The organism is Streptomyces sp. NBC_00576 (genome assembly GCF_036345175.1).
Taxonomy (GTDB): Bacteria; Actinomycetota; Actinomycetes; order Streptomycetales; family Streptomycetaceae; genus Streptomyces.
This window is the reverse complement of sequence record NZ_CP107780.1, coordinates 5206792-5226733: the sequence shown is the minus strand read 5'-3', so window position 1 is coordinate 5226733 and position 19942 is coordinate 5206792. Positions and strand designations below refer to the sequence as shown.

The window sequence follows — 19942 nt, the reverse complement described above, 5'->3', positions numbered from 1 at the left end:
AAAGGCGCGGGTCCCCTCGCTAGGAGTCTGATGGACGACTACCGACGCCTCGCCGACCGGATAGCCGACGACATCGCCACCGGACGGCTCCGGCCCGGCGAACGGCTGCCTCCGCAGCGGGCGTTCGCGCGGCGGCGCGGGATCGCCGGGTCGACGGCCGGGCGGGTGTACGGCGAGCTCGTGCGGCGTGGACTGGTCGTCGGCGAGGTCGGACGCGGCACGTTCGTCCGGGCCGCACCGCCCGCACCGGCCGGGCGCGCGCTCGCCGAGCCGGCGCTGGGCAGTCAGGCCACGACGGTCAACCTGGAGCTCAACTACCCGTCCGCGCCCGGCCAGTCGGAGCTGCTCGCCCCGGCGCTCGCACCGCTCCTTCGCCCCGACGTGCTCACCGGGGCGCTGCGTCCGGCGCCCGCCACCGGTACCGCCGAGGCCAGGGCGGCGGTCGCCGGGCTGCTCGCCACCCCGGGCTGGCGGCCCGACCCCGATGGCGTCCTGTTCGCGGGCAACGCCCGGCAGGCGATCGCCGCCGCCCTCGCCTCCCTGGTCCGGCCGGGCGGCCGGGTCGGCGTCGAGGCGTTGACGTATCCGCTGGTCAAGGAGATCGCTGCCCGCCTCGCCATCACCCTCGTTCCGCTGGCCATGGACCAGGACGGACTGCGCCCCGACGCCCTCGCCGCCGCCCACCACTCTGCTCCCCTGTCCGCGCTGTACGTCCAGCCGACGCTGCACAACCCGACGTCGCTGACGACGGGCGAGGTGAGGAGGCGTGAACTCGCGGGTGTGGTCCGGGAGTTGCGCGTACCGGTGGTGGAGGACCGGATCTGGTCGTTTCTCCTGGAGCCGGGAGCGGGAGAGCAGCCCCTCGCCGCCCATGTTCCCGAACTGGCCCATGTCGTCGACGGGTTGTCGAAGCGGGTCGCGCCCGGGCTCACCGTGGGCTTTCTCGTCGTACCGCCGGACCGGGCGGAGGCCGTGGCGGCGGCTGTGCGGTCGGGTGGGTGGAGTGCGGGGAGGTTCGCGCTGGAGGCCGGGGTGCGGTGGATCCAGGACGGGACCGTGGCGCGGCTCGTGGCCGCCAAGCGGGTGGACGCGGCGCGTCGACAGCGGCTGGTGGCACGGGAGTTGGCGGCGGCGGGGGGCATCGTGCGGTCCGATCCGCACGCCTACTACGCCTGGTGGGAGCTGCCCGCGTCCTGGCGGGCGGACACCTTCACGGCCGCCGCGGCGGCGCACGGAATCGCCGTCACCCCGGGCAACGCCTTCGCCGTGGGTCCGCAGCGGGTGCCGGACGCCGTCAGGCTCGGGCTCGCGTCGGTTCCGGAACCGGAACTGGTCCGGGCGTTGCGGACGCTCGCCGCAGTCGCCCGGCGCGGCCGTACCGGTCCGTGACCCACATGCCGACGGCGACGGCGAGGCCGAGGGCGAGGAGCAGCCAGGAGACCGTACGGAGAGTGGCTGTCAGGGCGTCGTAGACGGCGCCGGCGGCGGGTGCGGAGACGCCCGGGGGCAGGTCGGCGAGGGTGAGGTGGCGGACGATCGCGAGCGCGACGCCGAGCAGCGCCCCGCCGAGCGCCGTACCGAGCGCGGTCGCCGTGATCGCCCGGCGGCGCTGGACGGCGAGCGCGATCCCGGTGACGGCGAGGATGCCGGCCGTCACCGGAAGCCAGAAACCGGCGACTTCGAGCACGCGAAAACCTTTCCGGAGCGGTACGAGGTCCTGCGCGGGCAGGACCGCGACCTCGGTGTGCGCGATGGGGATGTGGCTCGCCAACGGCACGTGGTCGGCGGTGAGTTGACGCTTGACCTGGGCGGTGACGGGGGCGAGGTCGATGGTGACGGCGCCCTCGCCGCCGTAACTGCCGTAGCGGCCGCCGGGGTCGTCTTGGTGCTGTCTGTCGGGGTCGTCGCGCAGGGCGTGCAGCACGGCCTCGTGGGTGGCGCGGTTCGCCGTGTCCCAGGCCGTGCGGAAGGCTTCGGTGCGGGTGAACGAGTGGACCGCGTCCTGCACGAAGTGGTTCACGGTGCCTTCGAGCGGGCCGACGTCGACCGCGTGCACGATTCCGGCGCCGACGTTGTCCGCGATCGCGTCCTGGACGTACGGGTTCTCGGCGAGCGGCGCCATCGCGGTGACGTACCGGCCGGTGTCGGCGAGCCCGTACGCAGCCCAGGCCGAGAGCACGCCGAAGGGCAGCAGCAGGCACGCGAGGGCGGTGAGCGCGGCCGAGAGGGCGCTCCGGAGACGGTGAGGCACCCCTCCAGGCAATGGCCCGGGGGTGGGAAGCGCGAGCCGGTTGACTGCATTTGGGTGTGCGGGACAAGCCTCAGCGGTGGAGCCTCCGGTGGAACGTTCACCCGGACGGGTGTTTCCTGGTTTGGGGGACATCAGTGCATTCGCGGTCCCATCCGCGGACTCGTTCGGGACTCATTCGGGGACTCAGGAGGCGGATCATGCGCACCACCTCGGCCCTGCTCACCGGCGGAATCCTTGCCGCGTCGATATCGGTCCTGCCGCTCGGTACGGCGACGGCGGCCACGCCAGGCAGCTCCGGCGGCTCCCACGGCTCCGGGGTCCGGGGCACCGTCGTCTCCGCCGGCGAGCTGAACCTGCGACAGCAGCCGACCATCGACTCGCCCGTCGTCGGGCAGCTGTCCCCCGGCAGTCACGGCCGCGTCGAGTGCTCGGTCGTCGGGCAGACCGTGCGCGGAAACACGCACTGGTACTGGCTGAAGGGCGTCGACGCATGGGCGAGCGCCGCCTTCATCGACACCGGAGGCCGGTCGGTGCCCAGCTGCACCGACCCTTGCCCGGAGTGGAAGGAAGGCGGCCACGGCCACTGGAGCGCCTCGGGGACGTGGAGTTTCAACTGGAACGTCACCTTCGGCTGACGCCACCTGGCGCTGGGATCAGCTCACCCGGTGACCGGTCGCGTCCTCGTGCGTGTAGTAGCGGTAGAACAGCACCGCGGTCACGGACCCCGCGACCATCAGCGAGTTCCCGGACGACCGCAGCACACTCGCCCCGGTCTGGCTGTAAAGGAACCCGAACGCGACCCCGGCGAACGCGCCCCAAGCCACCGCGTGCAGTTCGCGCTTGAGGCGCGGCGCCACTGCCCGTACGCCGATGAGCACCACCATGAACGCCAGCGCGCTCACAAAGCCGAAGAGGACGTTCCAGCCGGTGATGGGACCGCCGTCGCGCCGGTTGGCCGCGGCCCAGAAGCCGTAGACCAGCCCGAGTACGACGGGCAGCACCCGGTTCGCGGCCATGTGGGCCCGGGCGCTGAAGATGTCCGGGAAACCGGACGTCGTGTGAGCCATGAGAGTGCTCCTCACTTCTCGCCCCCGCCCTCCAGAGCACACCTGGGGAGGGCCGCTGGCAAGTCGAAAGACACATCGAAAGATACGTCGACAGACAAGTCGACAGAGGGGGGCGACCGTGTTTCGCTGGATTCCATGAAGCCGGTGCGCCTCGGGCGCCTGGTGGGGCCGGTGAGGCCGGTGGGCACGGACGAAGGCCCCGCCTTCTCGTCGCCCGCCTTCTCGGCACTCGCCGTCGCCGGGCGCAGCGTCGGCTGGGTGCCGCCGCTGGTGCTGCTCATCGGGATCGCGGTCCTCGACTGGAACACCACCGGCGAGTTCCGGATCATCTCGTGGATCGTGCTGGTGCCAGGGATCGCCGCCGCGCTCTGCCGGGTGGCCGGGACGGTCGCTTTCGCGGTCCTGTCCCTCGCCACCTATGTGTTCGTCGACGGCGCCTGGCCGCACCAGTACCAGACCGGGCTGCCCGACTTCATCCTCGTCGCCCTGGGCGGGGTCCTGGCCGTCCTCGCCTGCGTGGTCCGGCTGCGCGGCGAGCGGCGCATGCTGCACATGCGGGACGTCGCCGAGACCACCCGCCGTACGGTGCTGCGTCCGCTGCCGCCGGGCTGGGGCGGCCTCGACCACGCGGCCGTCTATCTCGCCGCCGACGCCTTCGCCCGCGTGGGCGGCGACTTCTACGACGTCCAGCCCGGCCCGCACGGCACCCGGGTCCTCATCGGCGACGTCCAGGGCAAGGGGCTCGACGCGGTCGAGGCGGCCGCCGCCCTGCTCGGCACGTTCCGGGAGGCCGGGTACCACGAACCGGCGCTCGCGACCGTCGCGGAACGTCTGGAGGTACGGATGCTGCGGCACGTCCGTTACCGGGCGGCCATGGGGCGGGACGACGGGGACCGGTTCGCCACGGCTGTCCTCATCGGCTTCCCGGAGAATCGGGGAGAGGCTGCCGCGGGGCTCGCCGTCGAGGTCGTCAACTTCGGGCACGAGCCTTCCCTGATCGTGTCTCCCGACGGCGTACGGAGCCTGCCGCCGGGGGACGGACTCCCGCTCGGGCTCAGTGAGTTGGCCCGGGGCGAGGGTGGGCCGGCGTCCGTGGTCCGGGTGCCGCTCGCCGACGGGGAGACCCTGCTCCTCGTCACCGACGGCGTCACCGAGGCCCGGGACGCCGACGGCACCTTCTTCCCGCTGCGCGAACGCGTCGCCGACGCCGTCGCCGACGATCCGCGCACCGCCGATCCGCAGCGCCTCGTGGCGTTCGTACGGGACGGCACGCTGCGGCACTGCGGTGGGCGTCTCGCCGACGACACGACGGTGTTCGCGGTGCGGCGCGGTACAAGCCGTCCATAGGGGGCGATAGAGGCGATAGACCTACCGCCAATCCCCCTTCGCAGTCGCACCGGTTACGGTGCTGCCTAGGGATGTGACGGACCTGAGGGGCGTGAGCGACGTGAGGGGAGGGGCCATGGCTGGAACATCGGGTTCAAGCGGCTCGATCGGCTCGATCGGCTCCACGACCGGAACCGCGCTGCTGCTCGCCGCCTCGCCCGTGGGCAAGGGCTGTCTGGTGGACGCGGCGTCCGTGCTGCCCGTGCTCGCCGCTGTCTCCCCCGCCGTGCTGTCCGGTGCCGACACCGCGAACGTCGTCGAACTCGCCGACCCGCTGGAGCCGCAGGCCGTGCTCACCCGGCTGCGCGCCGCCGCGGTGGCCCCCGGACCGCTCACCGTCTTCCTCACCGGACAGCTCCAACTCGACCGCAAACAGCACCTTCCGCATCTCGCCCTGGCCCGTACGACCCCCGCGACGATCCGCTACACCGGGTTTCCCTGGCACTGGTTCGCGGAGGAGCTGCGGTTGCGGGCGCCGGGAACCACGACGCTGTTCCTCGACCTGCACGCCGATGCCGCCGCGTGGCAGTACGTCACCGGGCGGGTGTTCGATGCGGGGCGGGGGGTGAGTGTGTACGGGCGGGTGGCTCCGCCGCCGCCTCGGCGGGCGGTGGCGGTGCCGGCGTACATGAAGACGGTCGCGACGATTCTGCGCAGCGGGTACCGGCCTGATGCGGGGCGGTTGCATCAGCAGGCGCTCGGGCGGTTGTCGTCGGAGGGGGTGGCGTACGGGGATGTGGTGCTGGCTTGGGACGCGGTGTCCGGGGCGGGTGTGAACGCCGGGTTTGTCTCGCCCCCGCCGCCCCTGCCCGTCCCGTCCGTACCTGGGGGCTCCGCCCCCAGACCCCCCGCGGAAGAGGCGCCGGCGCCGGCACCGGCGCAGGCAGCACAGGACCCGGCCGAAATGACATCGCGCCGAGCCGAAACGGCACCCCGGCGGCTCGAAGCCGTGAAGGACAGTGATCCGCACTCCTTCATCACCTCCGCCGTTCAGGCCGGCCGGCACGGGGACGCCGATGCGGTTGCCGCTCAGTGGGAGCAGGCCGCCTTTCGGGCGTACGGTGCCGCCTCCGAAGAGGCGCTGCACTGGACCGAGGTGCGGGCCGATCTCGCGATGTTCGCCGGGGATCCGGCCCGGAGTTGCCGGGCCTGGCTGACCGTCGCCGGTACGCGGCTCGGTGCCGGGCAGGCGTCGGACGCGCCCGCTGTCGAGGCGGCCGTCGACCGGGCCCACCACCAGTGGACGAGCCTCGGCGAGAGCGCCGACGCGCGTGAACTCGGCCCGGTGGTCGTCGAGTTGCGGCGCCGCGTGCCCGGTCGGCGCGAAGGGGCCGTACGGCACGCTGAACGGCAGTTGCAGAAGCTGGAGTCCGTCCAGCACGTGCCCGGTTAGGGCGACGACAGGACAGCCAGGGCTCCGGACACCAGTGTCCGCACCCCTGGGCCCACCGTCGACAGGTCCGGTGCGAACAGCGGGCTGTGGTTGCTCGGTACCGCCGCGAGCCTCGCCATCAGGTCGTCGCCGCCGTCCGCCGCGTTCCACACCTCGGCCGGTGTGGTCGTCACGAACCAGTAGGAGTACGGGAGTTGGTCCGTCGCCAGGTGGGCGAAGTCCTCGCTGCCCATCGCGGGGCCGGGGTCGAAGACCGTGCCCGCGCCGAAGACCTCCCGGTGGACCTCGGCCACCTGTTCGTCGAGCGTCGCGTTGTTGACCGTCACCGGGAAGGTCGCGCCCACCCGGATCTCCGGTTCGCGCGGGCAGCCCGCCGCCAGGCACTCGCCCTGGGCGATACGCCTGATCGCGGCCAGCATGCGCTCCCGTACAGCGTCGGACTGGGTGCGTAGGTTCAGGGCGATTCGGGCCGTCGACGGGATGATGTTGTGCCGGGTGCCCGCCTCGATCATGCCGACCGTGAGGACGGCGGAGTCGCGGGCCGCGATCTCGCGCGAGACGACCGTCTGGAGGCGCGTGACGAGGTAGGCCGCCGTCACCACCGGGTCGACCGTCGTTTCGGGGCGGGAGCCGTGGCCGCCCCGGCCGTGCACGATCACGTCGACGTCCGTCGAGGCCGACATGATCAGGCCGGGGATGTGCGGGTAGAGGCCGGCAGGGCCCGGCGCCGCATGTTGCCCCAGCAGCGCGTCCGGGCGCGGGAAACGCTCGTACAGGCCGTCCGCCAGCATCGCCCGCGCGCCCTCGCCCGTCTCCTCGGCGGGCTGGCCGACCAGCACCAGCGTGCCGCGCCACGCGTCCCGGCCCGCCGACAGCGCCTGGGCGGCCCCCGCCAGCCAGGTCACGTGCAGGTCGTGGCCGCAGGCGTGCATCACGCCCGGGACGGTGGAGGCGTACGGGAGGGCGGTTTCCTCCGTGACCGGGAGCGCGTCCATGTCCGCGCGGAGCAGGACCGTCGGGCCTTCGCCGTTGCGCAGGACGCCCACGACGCCCGTGCCGCCCACACCCTCCGTCGTCTCGTACCCGGACTTCCGCAGCGCCTGGGCCAGCAGGCCCGCCGTGCGGTGTTCCGCCAGGGACAGTTCCGGGTGGCTGTGCAGGTCGCGGTAGAGATCCTCCAGGGCAGGGAGGGGGAGGTCTGCGGTGAGGTCGAGGGCGGTGCCGGCGGCGGGAGAGGTCACGTGGGCAGCGTATGCCTCCGACCTGAGCACCCGATCACCCGTTCGGCTGCGCATTCGCGGCCGTCGGCCGCCGCCGCTGATATCCCCGAGGGAGGGGCCGGTAGCACCTACCCACCTACCGAAGGAAGGCCGTCCAATGGCCACCACCAGCACCATGCTTGCCATCGACTTCACCCAGGGGCTCGACGACGCCTGGTCGAAGATCGCCACGTTCGTGCCGAAACTCGTAGCGTTCCTCATCATCCTGGCCATCGGCTGGGTCGTGTCGAAGCTGATCGCCCGTGTTCTCGACCGCGTCCTGCGCAAGATCGGTTCGGAGCGGTTGGCCGAACGGGCGGGTACGGACCGGTTGTTGAGGGATTCCGCGTACGACCTGACAGGGATCGTCTGCAAAATCGTCTACTACGCGCTGATGCTGATCACCCTCCAGCTCGCGCTCGGCGTCTTCGGCGCCAACCCGGTCAGCACGATGATCAACGGCATCGTGGCCTGGCTGCCGCGCGGCATCGTCGCCGTCGTTCTCATCGTCGTGGCGATGGCCATCGCCAACGCCGTGCGCGGGATCGTCGCCGGTGCGCTCTCGTCCGTCTCGTACGGGCGTACGGTCGCCAACATCGTCTGGGGCTGCATCCTGGCGCTGGGCGTCATCGCCGCCCTCGGCCAGGCGGGCATCGCCCGTGATGTCACCCAGCCGGTGCTGTACGCCGCGCTCGCCACCGTCGTCGGCATCCTGGTCGTCGGAATCGGCGGCGGCATGATCGCGCCGATGCGGCACCGCTGGGAGCGGATGCTGACGGCGGCCGAGCGGGAGACCGCGACCGCCAAGGGAAGTGTCAGCGCGTATCAGGCGGGACGCGCGGACGCCCTCGCCAACCAGCCGGTCCGGGAACGGACCGAACAGTCCGGACGGACCGGGCAGACCGGACAGACCGATATGCCGCCGCGTACCGACGACATGTGACCGGGACGGTCGGGTTGGTGCCGCCGGTGGGACGGGGCGGGGGAGTTCTGGTCCCACCGGCGGCTGCTCAGGACGGCCCGGGCGTCACGAACCCGGGCAGCGCGAACCCGGGTGTCAGAACGCGGGGATGGCGGACGCGGCGCGGCTGTCGGCCTCCCGGGCCTTGTTGATGTTGCTCTGGAGGTTGCCGGTCAGCGGGAAGTTGGCGTCGCCCCACTTGGAGTTCCACAGCTGGTCGCGCGGGGTCTTGTCCATGTTCTCCATGGTGACCAGCGCCGGGTGGTCCCAGCCGCCGTCGCCCCACGCCACCGGGGTCTCGCCCCACTTGGCGAAGCGGAAGGCGTGCGTGCTCGCGCCGTCCTTGTGGTAGACGATCTCGACGCGGTTGTAGCTCGACTCGCCGTTCAGCCTGCCCATCGGCACCTCGTTGATCGGGTGGGTGCTGTAACCGCCGTGCCGGGAGGCGGACAGGAAGCGGGGACTCTCCTCGCCCTGCTTCTGGAAGACCACGACGGACTCCCAGTCGTGGCGGTGACCGAAGGCGTCGGCACCGTTGAGGGTCTGGTCCTTCTCGAAGTAGAGCCCGTAGACGTACGCGCACCAGCCGTTCTTGCACCAGCTCTGCGAGTACGTGTTGGCCTTGCCGAGGTGGTTGGTCCGGCAGCCGCCGGTGATCGACCCGGTGTTGTCCAGACCGCCGTTGAGCTTTCCGCTCGCGTCGACGGCCGCCGCGGGGAAGCAGCTGTCCGAGTCGTAGTCCCAGAGCGGCTGGTACTTCTTCTGGAAGGTGCTCGCGTTCTCCGGCAGCGGGTTCAGGATCGCGGCGGACGCGTTCGTCGAGATGCCGACGGTCAGCACGCCGGCGCTGAGCGCGACAAGTGCCGCTCGGCCGAGACGGGCGGTTCTGCGGTGGTGCGTGGATGCCTTGAACATTGCGGGTGCTCTCCACTGGGTCGTGCCGGGAACACGGCTCGGTCGTGCCGTCGTCCGGCGTGGCGGGACCGAGACTGGCAGCCGGAAAGTTGACTGGCACCCCTTTCATCAGGCCGTTCAATTCCGTCGTCGCGAGTTCGTTTTCACCACCCCGACCGTTTTCGTTGTGAACGGGTATGGCGCTCGGCCCGTTTTTCCCTGTGGTGTGGCTCCTGTGCCGTACGGGGATGGGGAGGGTGGAGCTCATGGGGCGTCCCGAGAGACCGGTGGACCCGCAGGCCGGTCCCGTGCAGCTGTTCGCCCATGAGCTGCGGGAGTTGCGGCGGACGGCGGGCGGCTGCTCGTACCGCCGGATGGCCGAGGTGGCAGGGTTCTCCGCGGCGACGCTGTCCGAGGCGGCGCGGGGGGAGCGGCTGCCGTCGCTCGCGGTGGTCCAGGGGTATGTACGGGCGTGCGGGGGCGACCCGGGTGAGTGGGAGCCGCGCTGGAAGGACGCCGAGGCGGAAGCCGCGTCCGCGGCCCGCGACGAGGACGGGGAGGCCGCGGCGCCCTACCGTGGGCTGGCCCCCTTCGATTCGGACGACCGGGAGTTGTTCTTCGGGCGGGACGAACTGGTCGGCGAGCTCCTGCGGCTGGTGCGGGAGCACAGGTTCGCGGTGGTGTTCGGGGCGTCGGGGAGCGGGAAATCCTCGCTGCTGCGGGCCGGGCTGATACCCCGCCTCCAGCAGGAGAGCGCCGGTCCCGAGCGCCCCGACCCTGCCGCGGTACGGGTGTTCACCCCCGGGGAGCGGCCGGCCGAGACGTACGGGCAGCTGCTCACCCCGAAGGAGGGGGACCCGGAGACCTGGGTGGTGGTCGACCAGTTCGAGGAGGTCTTCACCCTGTGCCACGACCGCGCCGAGCGGACCCGGTTCGTCGACCTCCTGCTGGCCGCCCGGGACCCGGACAGCCGGTTGCGTGTACTCGTGTCCGTACGGGCCGACTTCTACGCCCGCTGCGCCGAGCACCGGGAACTCGCGGACGCGCTCGGCGGGGCCGGGCTGCTGGTCGGGGCGATGACGGCGGACGAGCTGCGGGAGGCGGTGACCCGGCCGGCGGCGGCCGTCGGGCTGCTGGTCGAGCGGGAGCTGACCGCGCGGATCGTCGAGGAGGTCCTCGACCGGCCGGGCGCGCTGCCGATGCTGTCGCACGTGCTGCTGGAGACCTGGCGCCGTCGCCGGGGCCGGCTGCTGACGCTGGCCGCGTACGAGGCGGCGGGCGGGGTGCGCGGGGCGATCGCGGCGAGCGCGGAGGAGGTGTACGGGCAGCTGACCCCCGCCCAGGCGCGCAGAACCCGCCAGTTGCTGCTGCGGATGGTCGAACCGGGGCAGGGCGGCGCCGACACCCGGCGCCCGCTGACCCGGGCCGAACTGGCCGAGTCGACGACCGACCACCATGTGCCCGTGGTGGTGGAACGCCTGGCCCGCGCCCGGCTCCTCACCGTCGACGAGGACGGCGTCCAGCTCGCCCACGAGGCGCTGATCACCTGCTGGCCGAGGCTGCGCGACTGGATCGAGGCGGACCGGGAGTGGCTGCGCCACCATCGGCGGCTGGCCGAGGAGACGCGGCTCTGGCTGGAGCACGACCGTGACCCGGGAGCGCTGGTCCGGGGCAGCAGACTGGCCCGCGCCGAGGAACTGTTCGCCGGTGAGCCGGCCGGGGAACAGGGCCGGCTCACCCCGCCCGAGCGCGAGTTCCTCGACGCGGCGCTCGCGGCCCGCACGTCGCAGGCCCGGGCCACCGCCCGCGTCACCCGGCGCTCCCGGGTCCTCGTCGGCGCGCTGTCCGCCGTACTGGCGGTGGCCCTGATGGGCGGGCTGGCCGTCTGGCACCTGAGTGTCGACAACGCGCGCCATCACACCGACGACGCCGCGCGCCGGGTCGCGGACATCGCCGACGCGATGCGGACGACCGATCCGCGCACCGCGATGCTGCTGGGCGTCGCCGCCTGGCGGATCTCGCCGCTGCCCGAGGCCCGCCGGGCGCTGCTCGGCTCCCTCGCCCAGGCGGAACACGCCGTGTTCACCGACCCCGCGGCGGGCGACGGACCGGCACGTTTCCTCGCCGACGACGGCCGTACGCTGCTCAGCGTCGACGGCCGTGCCTGGCGGACCTGGGACGTCGTCGACGGCCGCCGCACCGCCTCCGGCCACCTCCCCGCCGGCGAGGTGCTCGCGGCCGGCCCCGACGCCAGGGTCGTCGCGGTCGCCGGGGACGCCGGCATCCGCCTGTGGGACACGGCCACCGGCCGCTGGACCGGCGACCCGCGTCCTCTCCCCCTCACCTCCGTCATCGACATCGCGGCGGGCGGTTACGTCGTGAGCGACATCGACGACGACCGGGTGCGCCTGCGGTCGGTCACGGACGGCGGCGTGCTGTTCGGGGGCCGGGTGGCGGGCGGGTCGGTGACTCAGGCCGTGAGCGCGGACGGCCGCCTGGTCGCCGTCTGCCCGGCGGGCGGGTCCCCGCAGGTCTGGGACATCGCCCGCCACCGCACCCGTCCCGGCCCCTGGCAACGGACCCGAGGCCTGTGCGACGAGGCGGAACGGACCGCCCTGGTGTTCGGCGCCGGCGGCGACCGGCTCGCCGCGCTCTCGGAGTCCGGCGTGACGGTATGGGACACGGTGTCCGCCCGCGGGGTCGCCCACCTCGACGAACCGGGCGCGGAACGGGCCGCGTTCACCCCGGACGGCACCTTCCTCGCGACCGCCGCCGGCGCGGAGATCCGGGTGTGGCGCCTGTCGGACCCGGCGGCCCCCGTGTTCCGGCACCCCCTCAACAACCAGCACCTGTACGGCCTTTCCTGGGACCCCACCCGCCGGACCGCCCTGCGCTACCTCGAAGGCGGCGCCGTCCACTGCCTGGAACTGGGCCTCGCGGTCACGCCCGCCTGGCGCGAGGACCCGCTGACGGCGGTACGCGTGAGCCCGGACGCCCGCACCTACGCCACCGCCGAACTCCTCGACGACGGCTACCGTTTCGAACTCCGCGCCACCTCCGACGGCCGCCTCCTGCGCGCCCTCCCCGCCCCGCCCCCGCCCGTGTCGGCCGACCCCGCCGACCCGGTGATCCCGGAACACACGTCGGCCCTCCTCGCGTTCAGCCCCGACGGCAAGGCGCTCGCGTACGGTGTCTCGGCGCCCGGCCGTGAAGCGTCCCCGCAACGCTTAACGGTCTGGGATCTGGGCCAGAACCGGGCCCGCGCAACCCTGGAACTCGCGACGCCCGAGTCCGCCGCCCCGGTGGCCGCCCTCGCGTTGGGCCCAGCCGGCGGCACCCTGTACGCGGCCCGCCTACCGGTCCTCGGCAAACCGGTCGACGAGGCGTGGGACACCGACACGGGCCGCAGAACGACGACCCTCAGCGGCCTGACCAGCACCCACCTGGCCGCCCACCCCGAAAGCGGCCTCCTTGTCGGCGACAACCGCACCGCGGATCCCCGCACAGGGAAGGTCGCCCGCAAGGGCCTCGTCCAGGGCGAACAGATCAGCGCCCTCGCCTTCGCCACCGACGGTTCACGCCTGGCCGCGGGCGACCTGACCGGACGGGTCGCCCTGTGGGACGGGGAGTTGAGCGACCGTACGGGCATCCTGCGCAACGTCTTCCCCGCTCCGCTGGGCAAGGAACCGGAAGCGGTGAGCGCGCTGGCGGTCAGCCCGGACGGCGCCACCCTGGCCGTCGGGGGCGGCACCGGCACACTCCAGCTCTGGGACATCACCACCCAACAGCCCCTGGGCGGCCCCCTGACCACACCGGGCGAGCCGATCGACACCCTCGCCTTCAGCGCCGACAGCGGCACCCTGTACGCGGGGAGCGCCCATGTCCCCCTCCAGCGGTACGCGGTGCACCCGGAACAGGCGGCCGCCCAGGTGTGCGCCCGGGCGGGCACGGGGGCGGACCTCTCGCGGGAACAGTGGCGGACGTATGCGCCGGGAGTGGCGTACCGGAGGGTGTGCGCCCAGGGCCAGGGCCCCTCGCTCAGCTGAACGGGTCGAGCGTGATGTACGCCGTCTGCGGGGCGCCGTCGTTGACCAGCGACTCGTGGTTGCCGACGTCGTCGAAGGCGAAGGCGTACGCCTTGCCGTCGGCCATCTGGGCGTGGATCTTGCGGGCGTAGTGGTTGGTCACCGTGTCCTGGTAGAAGCCGGCCGAACTCGGGTCGGGCTGGCTGGAGTTGGTCAGGAGGGTGGAGCGGTTGTAGCCGGCGCACAGGGTGCGGGAGATCGGGCCGTGCACCTGGTCGTTCGGTGCGTCCAGGAGTTTGTGGCAGCCGAAGATGCTGTCGGCGTCAGGCTTCTGGAAGGTGGTGACGACGGCGCCGGAGCTGTTGGTGAAGTTCATGACGTTGCCGGAGACCCGGCCGTAGTACTTGGTGGCCGGCTGGTCCGCGAACGGCGTCACCGTCAGGGTGGAGCCGGCGTACTTGGTCCACACGCGGTTGACGTAGTCGTCCATGACGGTGCGCGGCAGGGCGCCGGACTCGATGCCGTGGCCGGGGGAGAGGGCGCGCAGGATCGTGCCGTCGGACCGCGTTCTGACGAGGTTGGCCCAGCCGCCGGGCTGGCCCTTCAGGGCGTTGAAGAAGCCCGCGTAGCCGTCGGCCTTCAGGTGGCCGGTGTTCTTGACGGCGCCGGCGGTGTTCTTGACGCCGACCGCGTACGGGGCCGAGAACATGTCGACCTGTGTGCTGTTGATCCACAGACCGGCGTCATTGAGCGTGTACTCGGTCCAGTTGAAGAGGATGTCCGCGTTCGGGTCGGAGGGGTTCTGCACCGCGGGCTGCACGAGACCGCCCGTGGTCAGCCTGAAGACCAGCTTCTGGCCGTAGGAGAAGTAGACGCGGCCGGAGAACTTCGGCATCCGGAGTGTCATCGTCTGCCCGTTCGCCGGTCCGGCGATCGACGCGTCGGGCGCGGGGGTCGGCGGGTTGCCGCCCGTGGGCCAGGCGTGGAACGTGCCGTTCGCGTCGGCCCAGCCCTGCCGGCCCGTCGAGAGCTCGGTTCCGATGTTGTAGACGTAGATCTGGTCGCCGCGCCCCGAGTTGTTCCTGAACTCCAGCGGGATGGTGGTCGGCACCGCGGCTTCGGCGTGGGACGGCGCCGGGCCCGCGACCGTGAGTCCGGTGGCGACGGCCGCGGCGGCGACCAGGGGCACCAGCACCTTCCGTACCCTCCGCGCCTTCCGAATTTTCCGCACTTTCCGTTGGGCAAACACGTTGGTCCCTCCTCGTGTCGCTTGCTCGTCGCTTTCCTGAGAGCGCTCTCAGGCTGCTCTGGTGAGCGGGACACGTCAAGGTCTAGACCAAGGCTCGTCACTTGCCGTTCTGGAAACCCGCATCTTTCCATGCTGGAAACTATCGGCTACGCTTTCCGTCATGGAAACAAACGGGGTACGACTGACGCCGGAGCAGGCTCGTGCCGCACTGGCCGACACCGAGCAGGTCCGGGCCTCCGCCGCGGCACTGTCGGCCACACCATGGCCGACCTGGTTCTTCATCGCGCTCACGCTCTACATCGCGGCGCTTCCGATCACCTACGGCGGCATCATGGCCGACACGGACTGGCTGCTGCCGCGCCTCGCCTGGGTGGGCGTCATGCTGGCGATCACCGCGGTGTACGGGGCGCTGCTGGCCGTCGCGGCCAAGGGCTGGCGCGACAGGACCGGGGTGGCGCTGCGGCTGGACGTGCTGCCGAAGCGGGCGGCCGTGCCGCTCATGGCCGGCCTGCCCGTGCTGCTGGTGGGGTCGGCGCTCGCGTTCCGCGTCACCGGGCGGCCGGTGTGGCTGATCGCGGCCTCGCTGATCGGCGTCGCCGTGTCCGTCGGCTTCCACCTCGCCTTCGTCCGCCTGCACCGGAAGACCACGTGAGCGCCCAGGACCACGACCCGCTGGCGGGGTTCGACACCACCATCCACGCCCCGAACCGGCTACGCGTCTGCGCCCTGCTGGACACCGCCGACGAGGCGGAGTTCGGCCTGGTCCAGAACCAACTCGACCTCTCCGCCTCCGTGCTGAGCAAACACGTCACCGTGCTGATGGACGCCGGCTACGTCGAACAGCGCAAAGCCGTCCGCGACACCCGCCAGCGCGTCTGGCTCCGCCTGACCGAGCGAGGCCGGCAGGCCTACCAGGGGCACCTGGCAGCACTGCGGGCGATCGTGAGCCCGACGGATCCGGCGCTCTAGCCGAGGTTCTCCGAGTTCTCCTCAAGGAGGCTGTGCCGTTCCACCAGCCAGCTGATGGCGGTGAGGCGGCACACCGCGTAGTCGTGTCCTACGGGTTCACGCCAGTCGAGTTCGTCGAGTGCGTCGAGGAACCCGAGGGCGTAGTCGGTGAGGTGTTCGCGGTGCGGCTGCCGGGGGACGAGCCCGGGGCCGCCGGCCGCGATCCGTTCCCTGATCTCGGCGACGTGCTGATCCACGGCCGCCGTGAAGGCAGGCTCGAACGCGAACTCTGCGAAGCGGGGCGCGAACGCGCTGCTGATTCTGACCAGAGGGGACATCGCTCCACGGTATGTGGGAGGAGGGAGAGGGGGGAGAGGGGTATGTCATGGTTTCCATCACACCGACTCCTTACTCTCGCACTCGAACCAGACGGTCTTTCCGGTACGTGTGGGATGCGTGGGCAGGCTGTACCAGCCCCAGCGGTCGGTGACGGCCTCGACGATCAGGAGTCCGCGCCCGCCTGGGTGATGGAGGAACGCTATGGAGACCAGCCAGCAGCTGACGGCCGCAGCGTGGCGTAAGTCCAGCTACAGCGGCACGAGTGGCGGCGAGTGCGTCGAAGTAGCCTCCCTCACCCCCCACATCGCCGTCCGCGACTCAAAGGCCCCCGACCTGGGTGCTCTCACGCTCACGCCGGAGGCCTTCGCCGCGTTCGTCACCTCGGTGTCCGCCTAGGAACTAACGGGTGAGGATGACGAGTTGCTGGGTCGCCCGGGTCATCGCGACATAGCGGTCCACGGCCCCCTCGATGCCCTCGCCGAACGTCTCGGGGTCGATGACGACGACCAGGTCGAATTCGAGCCCCTTCGACAGTGACGGGGTCAACGACCGGACGCGTGAGGTCGTCGGCCGGAACCCGGGGTCGCCGATGACGCAGGCGATGCCGTCGGCGTGTGAGGCGAGCCAGGTGTCGAGGACGGCATCCAGGTCCGACACCGAACCGTGGACAACAGGAACCCCGCCGCTGCGGATCGAGGTCGGCACGTTGGCGTCGGGGAGGGCGGCCCGGATGACCGGCTCGGCCTCCGCCATGATCTCCTCCGGCGTCCGGTAGTTGATGCTCAGGGAGGCCAGGGTGACCCGGTCGAGCCCGATCCGCTCCAGCCGTTCCTCCCACGACTCCGTGAACCCGTGCCGGGCCTGGGCGCGGTCCCCGACGATGGTGAAGCTCCGGGACGGGCAGCGCAGCAGCAGCATCTGCCACTCCGCGTCGGTCAGTTCCTGGGCCTCGTCCACGACGACGTGGGCGAACGGCCCGGCGAGCAGGTCCGGGTCGGCGGTGGTCAGTTCGGACTCGTCGACCAGGCTGACCTTGGCGTCCTGGCCGCGCAGCATCCGCACCAGGCCTTCGCCGTCGTCACCGTCGGCGCCGGAGTCGGAGGCGGCGTCGATCAGGTTGTCGACGACCTGGGTCATGCGCTCACGCTGGGCGGCGAGGACGCTCTCGTGCCGGCGCTTTCGCCGGGCCGCCTCCGGGTCGCCGAGTCGCCGGCGTGCCGCGTCCAGGATCGGCAGGTCGGACACGGTCCAGGCGTGGGTGTCCGCGCGCTGCAGTTTCCGTACCTCGTCGGGGCTGAGCCAGGGCGCGCACATCCGCAGATAGGCGGGCACCGACCACAGGTCCGAGACGAGGTCGGCCGCTTCGAGCAGGGGCCACGCGCGGTTGAAGGCGGTGACCAATTCTCGGTCCTGCGCGAGCGACTTGCGCAGCTGGGCGGGTGAGACACCGTGGTCGCCGTCGTGGTCGTCGCTGTCGTGCTTGTCGGCGAGGATCGTGAGGAGTTCCTCCCAGACCTGGTCGCGGGCCTCGTTGTGGGGCACACCGGGCGCCGCTTCGAAGGCCACGGCCCAGTCGCCGGCGGTCAGCCGGACGTCGGACCAGTGGGTCGAGACCGTCATCCCCTGGGTGGGCGGTTCCTCGTAGAACGCGACGGCCTTCTCGATCGCCCTCACCAGGTCCGCGGACGACTTCAGGCGGGCCACCTCCGGGTCGGCCTCGACCGCCGCCGACGCCCCCTCGTCGACGAGGTCCCGCAGGGTGCAGGTCTGCACGCCCTCCTCGCCGAGACTGGGGAGGACATCGGCGACGTACGCCAGGTAGGGCCGGTGCGGACCGACGAACAGGACGCCGCCACGACGGTGACCGAGGCGGGGGTCGGCGTAGAGGAGGTAGGCGGAGCGGTGCAGGGCGACGACCGTCTTGCCCGTGCCCGGGCCGCCGTCGACGACGAGCGCGCCGCGTGATCCGGCGCGGATGATGGCGTCCTGGTCGGCCTGGATGGTGCCGAGGACGTCCCGCATCCGGGGCGACCGGTTGCTGCCGAGGCTGGCGATGAAGGCGGACTGGTCGTCGAGGGCCGCAGCGTGCCCGTCGAACCCGTCCGAGGCGAACACCTCGTCCCAGTAGTCGCTGATCCGGCCGTCGGTCCAGCGGTACCGGCGGCGGCTGGCCAGCCCCATCGGGTTGCCGTGGGTGGCCCCGAAGAACGGCTCGGCGGCGGGCGAACGCCAGTCGAGCAGCAGCCGACGGCCCGTGCTGTCGGTGAGGCCGAGCCGCCCGACGTACACGGCCTGCTCGGGGTCGTCCGCACTGACCATGTGGCCGAGGCACAGGTCCAGTCCGAAGCGGCGCAGGGCGCGCAGGCGGGCGGTGATCCGGTGGATCTCGGTGTCCCGGTCCATCGCCTCGCGGCCGGTGCCGCCGGGGGCCCTGCGCTCGGCGTCGAGACGGTCGGACAGTTCGGCGATCGACTGTTCCAGACACTCGGCGATGGCGGCGAAGTGCCGCTCGTCGCGGGCGATCAGCCTCGGGTCGGCCTTGGGGGAGAGACGGTCGGGAAGGTCGAACGTGCTGGTGGTGGACTTGGTGGTGGACGTGGTGGTGCTCCTGGTCCTGGAGGTGGTCCGGATGGTGGTCTCGGTGGTGGTCCGGGGGTTCACGGCATCAGCTCCGATCCGAGGTCTCGCGGCCGACCGTGTCGAGCAGCAGCTTCGCGGCGACCGTCGCGCCGTCGGTGCGGATCATGGCGGCCACGGTGGTGGCCCGCGCGCGGGTCTCGGGGGCCAGGGCGATGCCGAGCGCGGCGGACAGGGACTCGAAGGTCGGCGTCGGACCGTCGTGCGCGGCGCCGATGCCCAGCTCGGCGATCCGGGCGCCCCAGTAGGGCTGGTCCACGAGCTGGGGTACGACCACCTGCGGGGCGCCGGCCCGGGCGGCGGTCGTCGTCGTACCCGCGCCGCCGTGATGCACGACGGCGGCCACCCGGGGGAACAGCGCCTGGTGGTTGACGTCGCCGACGGCGAGGCAGTCGTCCTGGTCGTCGATCAGGGCGAGGTCGGCCCAGCCACGTCCGACGAGCACGCGCCGGCCGTGCGCGCGCACCGCCTCGACAGCCACCTGGGCGACGTCCGCCGACTCACGCATGGGCATGCTGCCGAAGCCCACGTAGACCGGCGGTTCGCCGGCGTCCAGGAACGCCGACAGCTCGGCGGACAGCGGCCGTTCGTCGGGCAGGATCCACGCGCCGGTCTGTACGACGTCCAGGTCTGCCAGGTCTGCCAGGTCTGCCAGGTCTGCGGCGTCCGCAGGGGACGTTGGCCACGGACCCAGAACCGGGTCGGCCGCGAGCAACGGCCGGCCGGTGAAGACATGCCGGAGGGCGTCGTCCACGACAGGCTGGCCGATCGACGTCCGATGGGCGTTGATCCCCGGCCCGTACAGGACGTTGAAGCTCTCGCTGGTCAGGTCCCACAGCACCCGGTTGTCGGTCTCGTCCGGCGGGAACGGCCGGCCCGGCAGTGCGTGCGGCCTGTGGTGGGGCGACGGCAGCATGGTCGGGAAGTAGGACACGTACCGGAACGGGATACCCAGCTCCTCGGCCACCGACCGGGCCGCGGCCACCGCCGGGACGAGCCCGGTCGCCACCACCGCGTCACAGTCCTCGGCCGCCGTCACGAGCGCCTCGTACTGCGCGGCGGTCAACGCGGCGGCACGCTGGGGCAGGCCCTCCGGTGTCATCGGAGCCGCCCCGGTCACCAGCGTGCGCACCGGCTCGGCGGCCGGCACGAACTCCACGCCGATTCCGGCCAGCAGCTTCGCGAACTCCTCGTCCGACGGTGCGCACACCCGCACCTCCGCACCGAGTTCCCGCAACGCCACCGCGAGGGCGGCCATCGGCTGGACATCCCCGCGCGACCCATAGGTCGACAGCAGAACACGCACTTCGATACTCCCCGTTTCCGCAGTTTCCGGCCCTAGGCCGGAGATTCTGCGGCACGACGGGGGCCTTGCCGCAAGCCCCCCGGTGCGCTATATCTTGAACATGGCAAGGGGTGCAGAACTCCTTGCCCTTTGTTTTTTCTCCCGCCCGCTCCCCCGTGATGGAAGAAAACTTCCATTGACAGGTCAGTTACATGCGCGGCACTTGGGAGAAACATCCGGCCCGTTCT

17 protein-coding genes are annotated in these 19942 nt (G+C 72.0%); 9 read left to right on the top strand and 8 right to left on the bottom strand.

Translation table 11 applies throughout. From position 1 onward, the window contains the following. Window positions 1–30: 30 nt before the first annotated feature. Entirely contained in the window at window positions 31–1389 is a 1359-nt protein-coding gene (locus OG734_RS22410; RefSeq protein WP_330289306.1) for an aminotransferase-like domain-containing protein, read from the top strand. On the opposite strand, the gene OG734_RS22405 is transcribed toward OG734_RS22410, so the two are convergent. After that, complete coding sequence (locus OG734_RS22405) at window positions 1295–2251, bottom strand: hypothetical protein (RefSeq protein WP_330289305.1); 957 nt, start codon at window positions 2249–2251, stop codon at window positions 1295–1297. The two genes, OG734_RS22410 and OG734_RS22405, sit on opposite strands and share 95 nt — an antisense overlap. 197 nt (window positions 2252–2448) lie before the next feature. Between OG734_RS22405 and OG734_RS22400 the strand changes: the two genes are divergently transcribed. Next, on the top strand, window positions 2449–2886 hold the full coding sequence (locus OG734_RS22400; protein ID WP_330289304.1) for an SH3 domain-containing protein: 438 nt from the start codon (window positions 2449–2451) through the stop codon (window positions 2884–2886). A gap of 18 nt (window positions 2887–2904) precedes the next feature. On the opposite strand, the gene OG734_RS22395 is transcribed toward OG734_RS22400, so the two are convergent. Beyond that, on the bottom strand, window positions 2905–3318 hold the full coding sequence (locus tag OG734_RS22395; RefSeq protein ID WP_330289303.1) for a hypothetical protein: 414 nt from the start codon (window positions 3316–3318) through the stop codon (window positions 2905–2907). A 135-nt stretch (window positions 3319–3453) separates the two neighbouring features. Between OG734_RS22395 and OG734_RS22390 the strand changes: the two genes are divergently transcribed. Both OG734_RS22390 and OG734_RS22385 read left to right on the top strand, forming a co-directional pair. Further along, on the top strand, window positions 3454–4665 hold the full coding sequence (locus tag OG734_RS22390) for a PP2C family protein-serine/threonine phosphatase (RefSeq protein WP_330289302.1): 1212 nt from the start codon (window positions 3454–3456) through the stop codon (window positions 4663–4665). 115 nt (window positions 4666–4780) lie between these two features. Beyond that, the gene (locus tag OG734_RS22385) at window positions 4781–6097 is read left to right on the top strand and encodes a hypothetical protein (protein WP_330289301.1); all 1317 of its coding nucleotides are present in this window, start codon (window positions 4781–4783) and stop codon (window positions 6095–6097) included. On the opposite strand, the gene OG734_RS22380 is transcribed toward OG734_RS22385, so the two are convergent. Continuing rightward, a complete protein-coding gene (locus tag OG734_RS22380; protein ID WP_330289300.1) occupies window positions 6094–7338 on the bottom strand; it encodes an amidohydrolase in 1245 nt (414 codons plus the stop codon). The genes OG734_RS22385 and OG734_RS22380 overlap by 4 nt on opposite strands. 136 nt (window positions 7339–7474) lie before the next feature. Here OG734_RS22380 and OG734_RS22375 point away from each other — a divergent pair, with 136 nt between their 5' ends. Then, entirely contained in the window at window positions 7475–8299 is an 825-nt protein-coding gene (locus OG734_RS22375; RefSeq protein WP_330289299.1) for a mechanosensitive ion channel family protein, read from the top strand. Between the two features lie 114 nt (window positions 8300–8413). Here OG734_RS22375 and OG734_RS22370 read toward each other — a convergent pair whose 3' ends face one another. After that, window positions 8414–9232, bottom strand: coding sequence for an NPP1 family protein (locus OG734_RS22370; protein ID WP_330289298.1), 819 nt, complete (start codon window positions 9230–9232; stop codon window positions 8414–8416). A gap of 245 nt (window positions 9233–9477) precedes the next feature. Between OG734_RS22370 and OG734_RS22365 the strand changes: the two genes are divergently transcribed. Beyond that, entirely contained in the window at window positions 9478–13257 is a 3780-nt protein-coding gene (locus OG734_RS22365; protein ID WP_330289297.1) for an nSTAND1 domain-containing NTPase, read from the top strand. Here OG734_RS22365 and OG734_RS22360 read toward each other — a convergent pair. Next, entirely contained in the window at window positions 13250–14425 is a 1176-nt protein-coding gene (locus OG734_RS22360; protein ID WP_330293751.1) for a glycoside hydrolase family 64 protein, read from the bottom strand. The genes OG734_RS22365 and OG734_RS22360 overlap by 8 nt on opposite strands. 220 nt (window positions 14426–14645) lie before the next feature. Here OG734_RS22360 and OG734_RS22355 point away from each other — a divergent pair, with 220 nt between their 5' ends. Together OG734_RS22355 and OG734_RS22350 are read left to right on the top strand one after the other, a co-directional pair. Continuing rightward, complete coding sequence (locus OG734_RS22355) at window positions 14646–15137, top strand: hypothetical protein (protein WP_330289296.1); 492 nt, start codon at window positions 14646–14648, stop codon at window positions 15135–15137. Further along, entirely contained in the window at window positions 15134–15454 is a 321-nt protein-coding gene (locus OG734_RS22350; protein WP_330289295.1) for a transcriptional regulator, read from the top strand. Before OG734_RS22355 ends, OG734_RS22350 begins: the two co-directional genes overlap by 4 nt. Here OG734_RS22350 and OG734_RS22345 read toward each other — a convergent pair. After that, window positions 15451–15771, bottom strand: a complete 321-nt coding sequence (locus tag OG734_RS22345; protein ID WP_330289294.1) for a DUF6401 family natural product biosynthesis protein — start codon at window positions 15769–15771, stop codon at window positions 15451–15453. The genes OG734_RS22350 and OG734_RS22345 overlap by 4 nt on opposite strands. Before the next feature lie 202 nt (window positions 15772–15973). On the opposite strand from OG734_RS22345, the gene OG734_RS22340 reads away from it, so the two are divergent. Continuing rightward, a complete protein-coding gene (locus OG734_RS22340; RefSeq protein WP_330289293.1) occupies window positions 15974–16168 on the top strand; it encodes a DUF397 domain-containing protein in 195 nt (64 codons plus the stop codon). 3 nt (window positions 16169–16171) lie between these two features. Here the strand turns inward: OG734_RS22340 and helR are convergent, their stop codons facing one another. Both helR and OG734_RS22330 read right to left on the bottom strand, forming a co-directional pair. Beyond that, window positions 16172–18403 (bottom strand): RNA polymerase recycling motor ATPase HelR, encoded by a 2232-nt coding sequence (gene helR, locus OG734_RS22335; protein WP_330293750.1) that lies wholly within the window; start codon window positions 18401–18403, stop codon window positions 16172–16174. A gap of 34 nt (window positions 18404–18437) precedes the next feature. Next, window positions 18438–19715 (bottom strand): glycosyltransferase, encoded by a 1278-nt coding sequence (locus OG734_RS22330; RefSeq protein ID WP_330289292.1) that lies wholly within the window; start codon window positions 19713–19715, stop codon window positions 18438–18440. Between the last annotated feature and the right edge of the window lie 227 nt (window positions 19716–19942).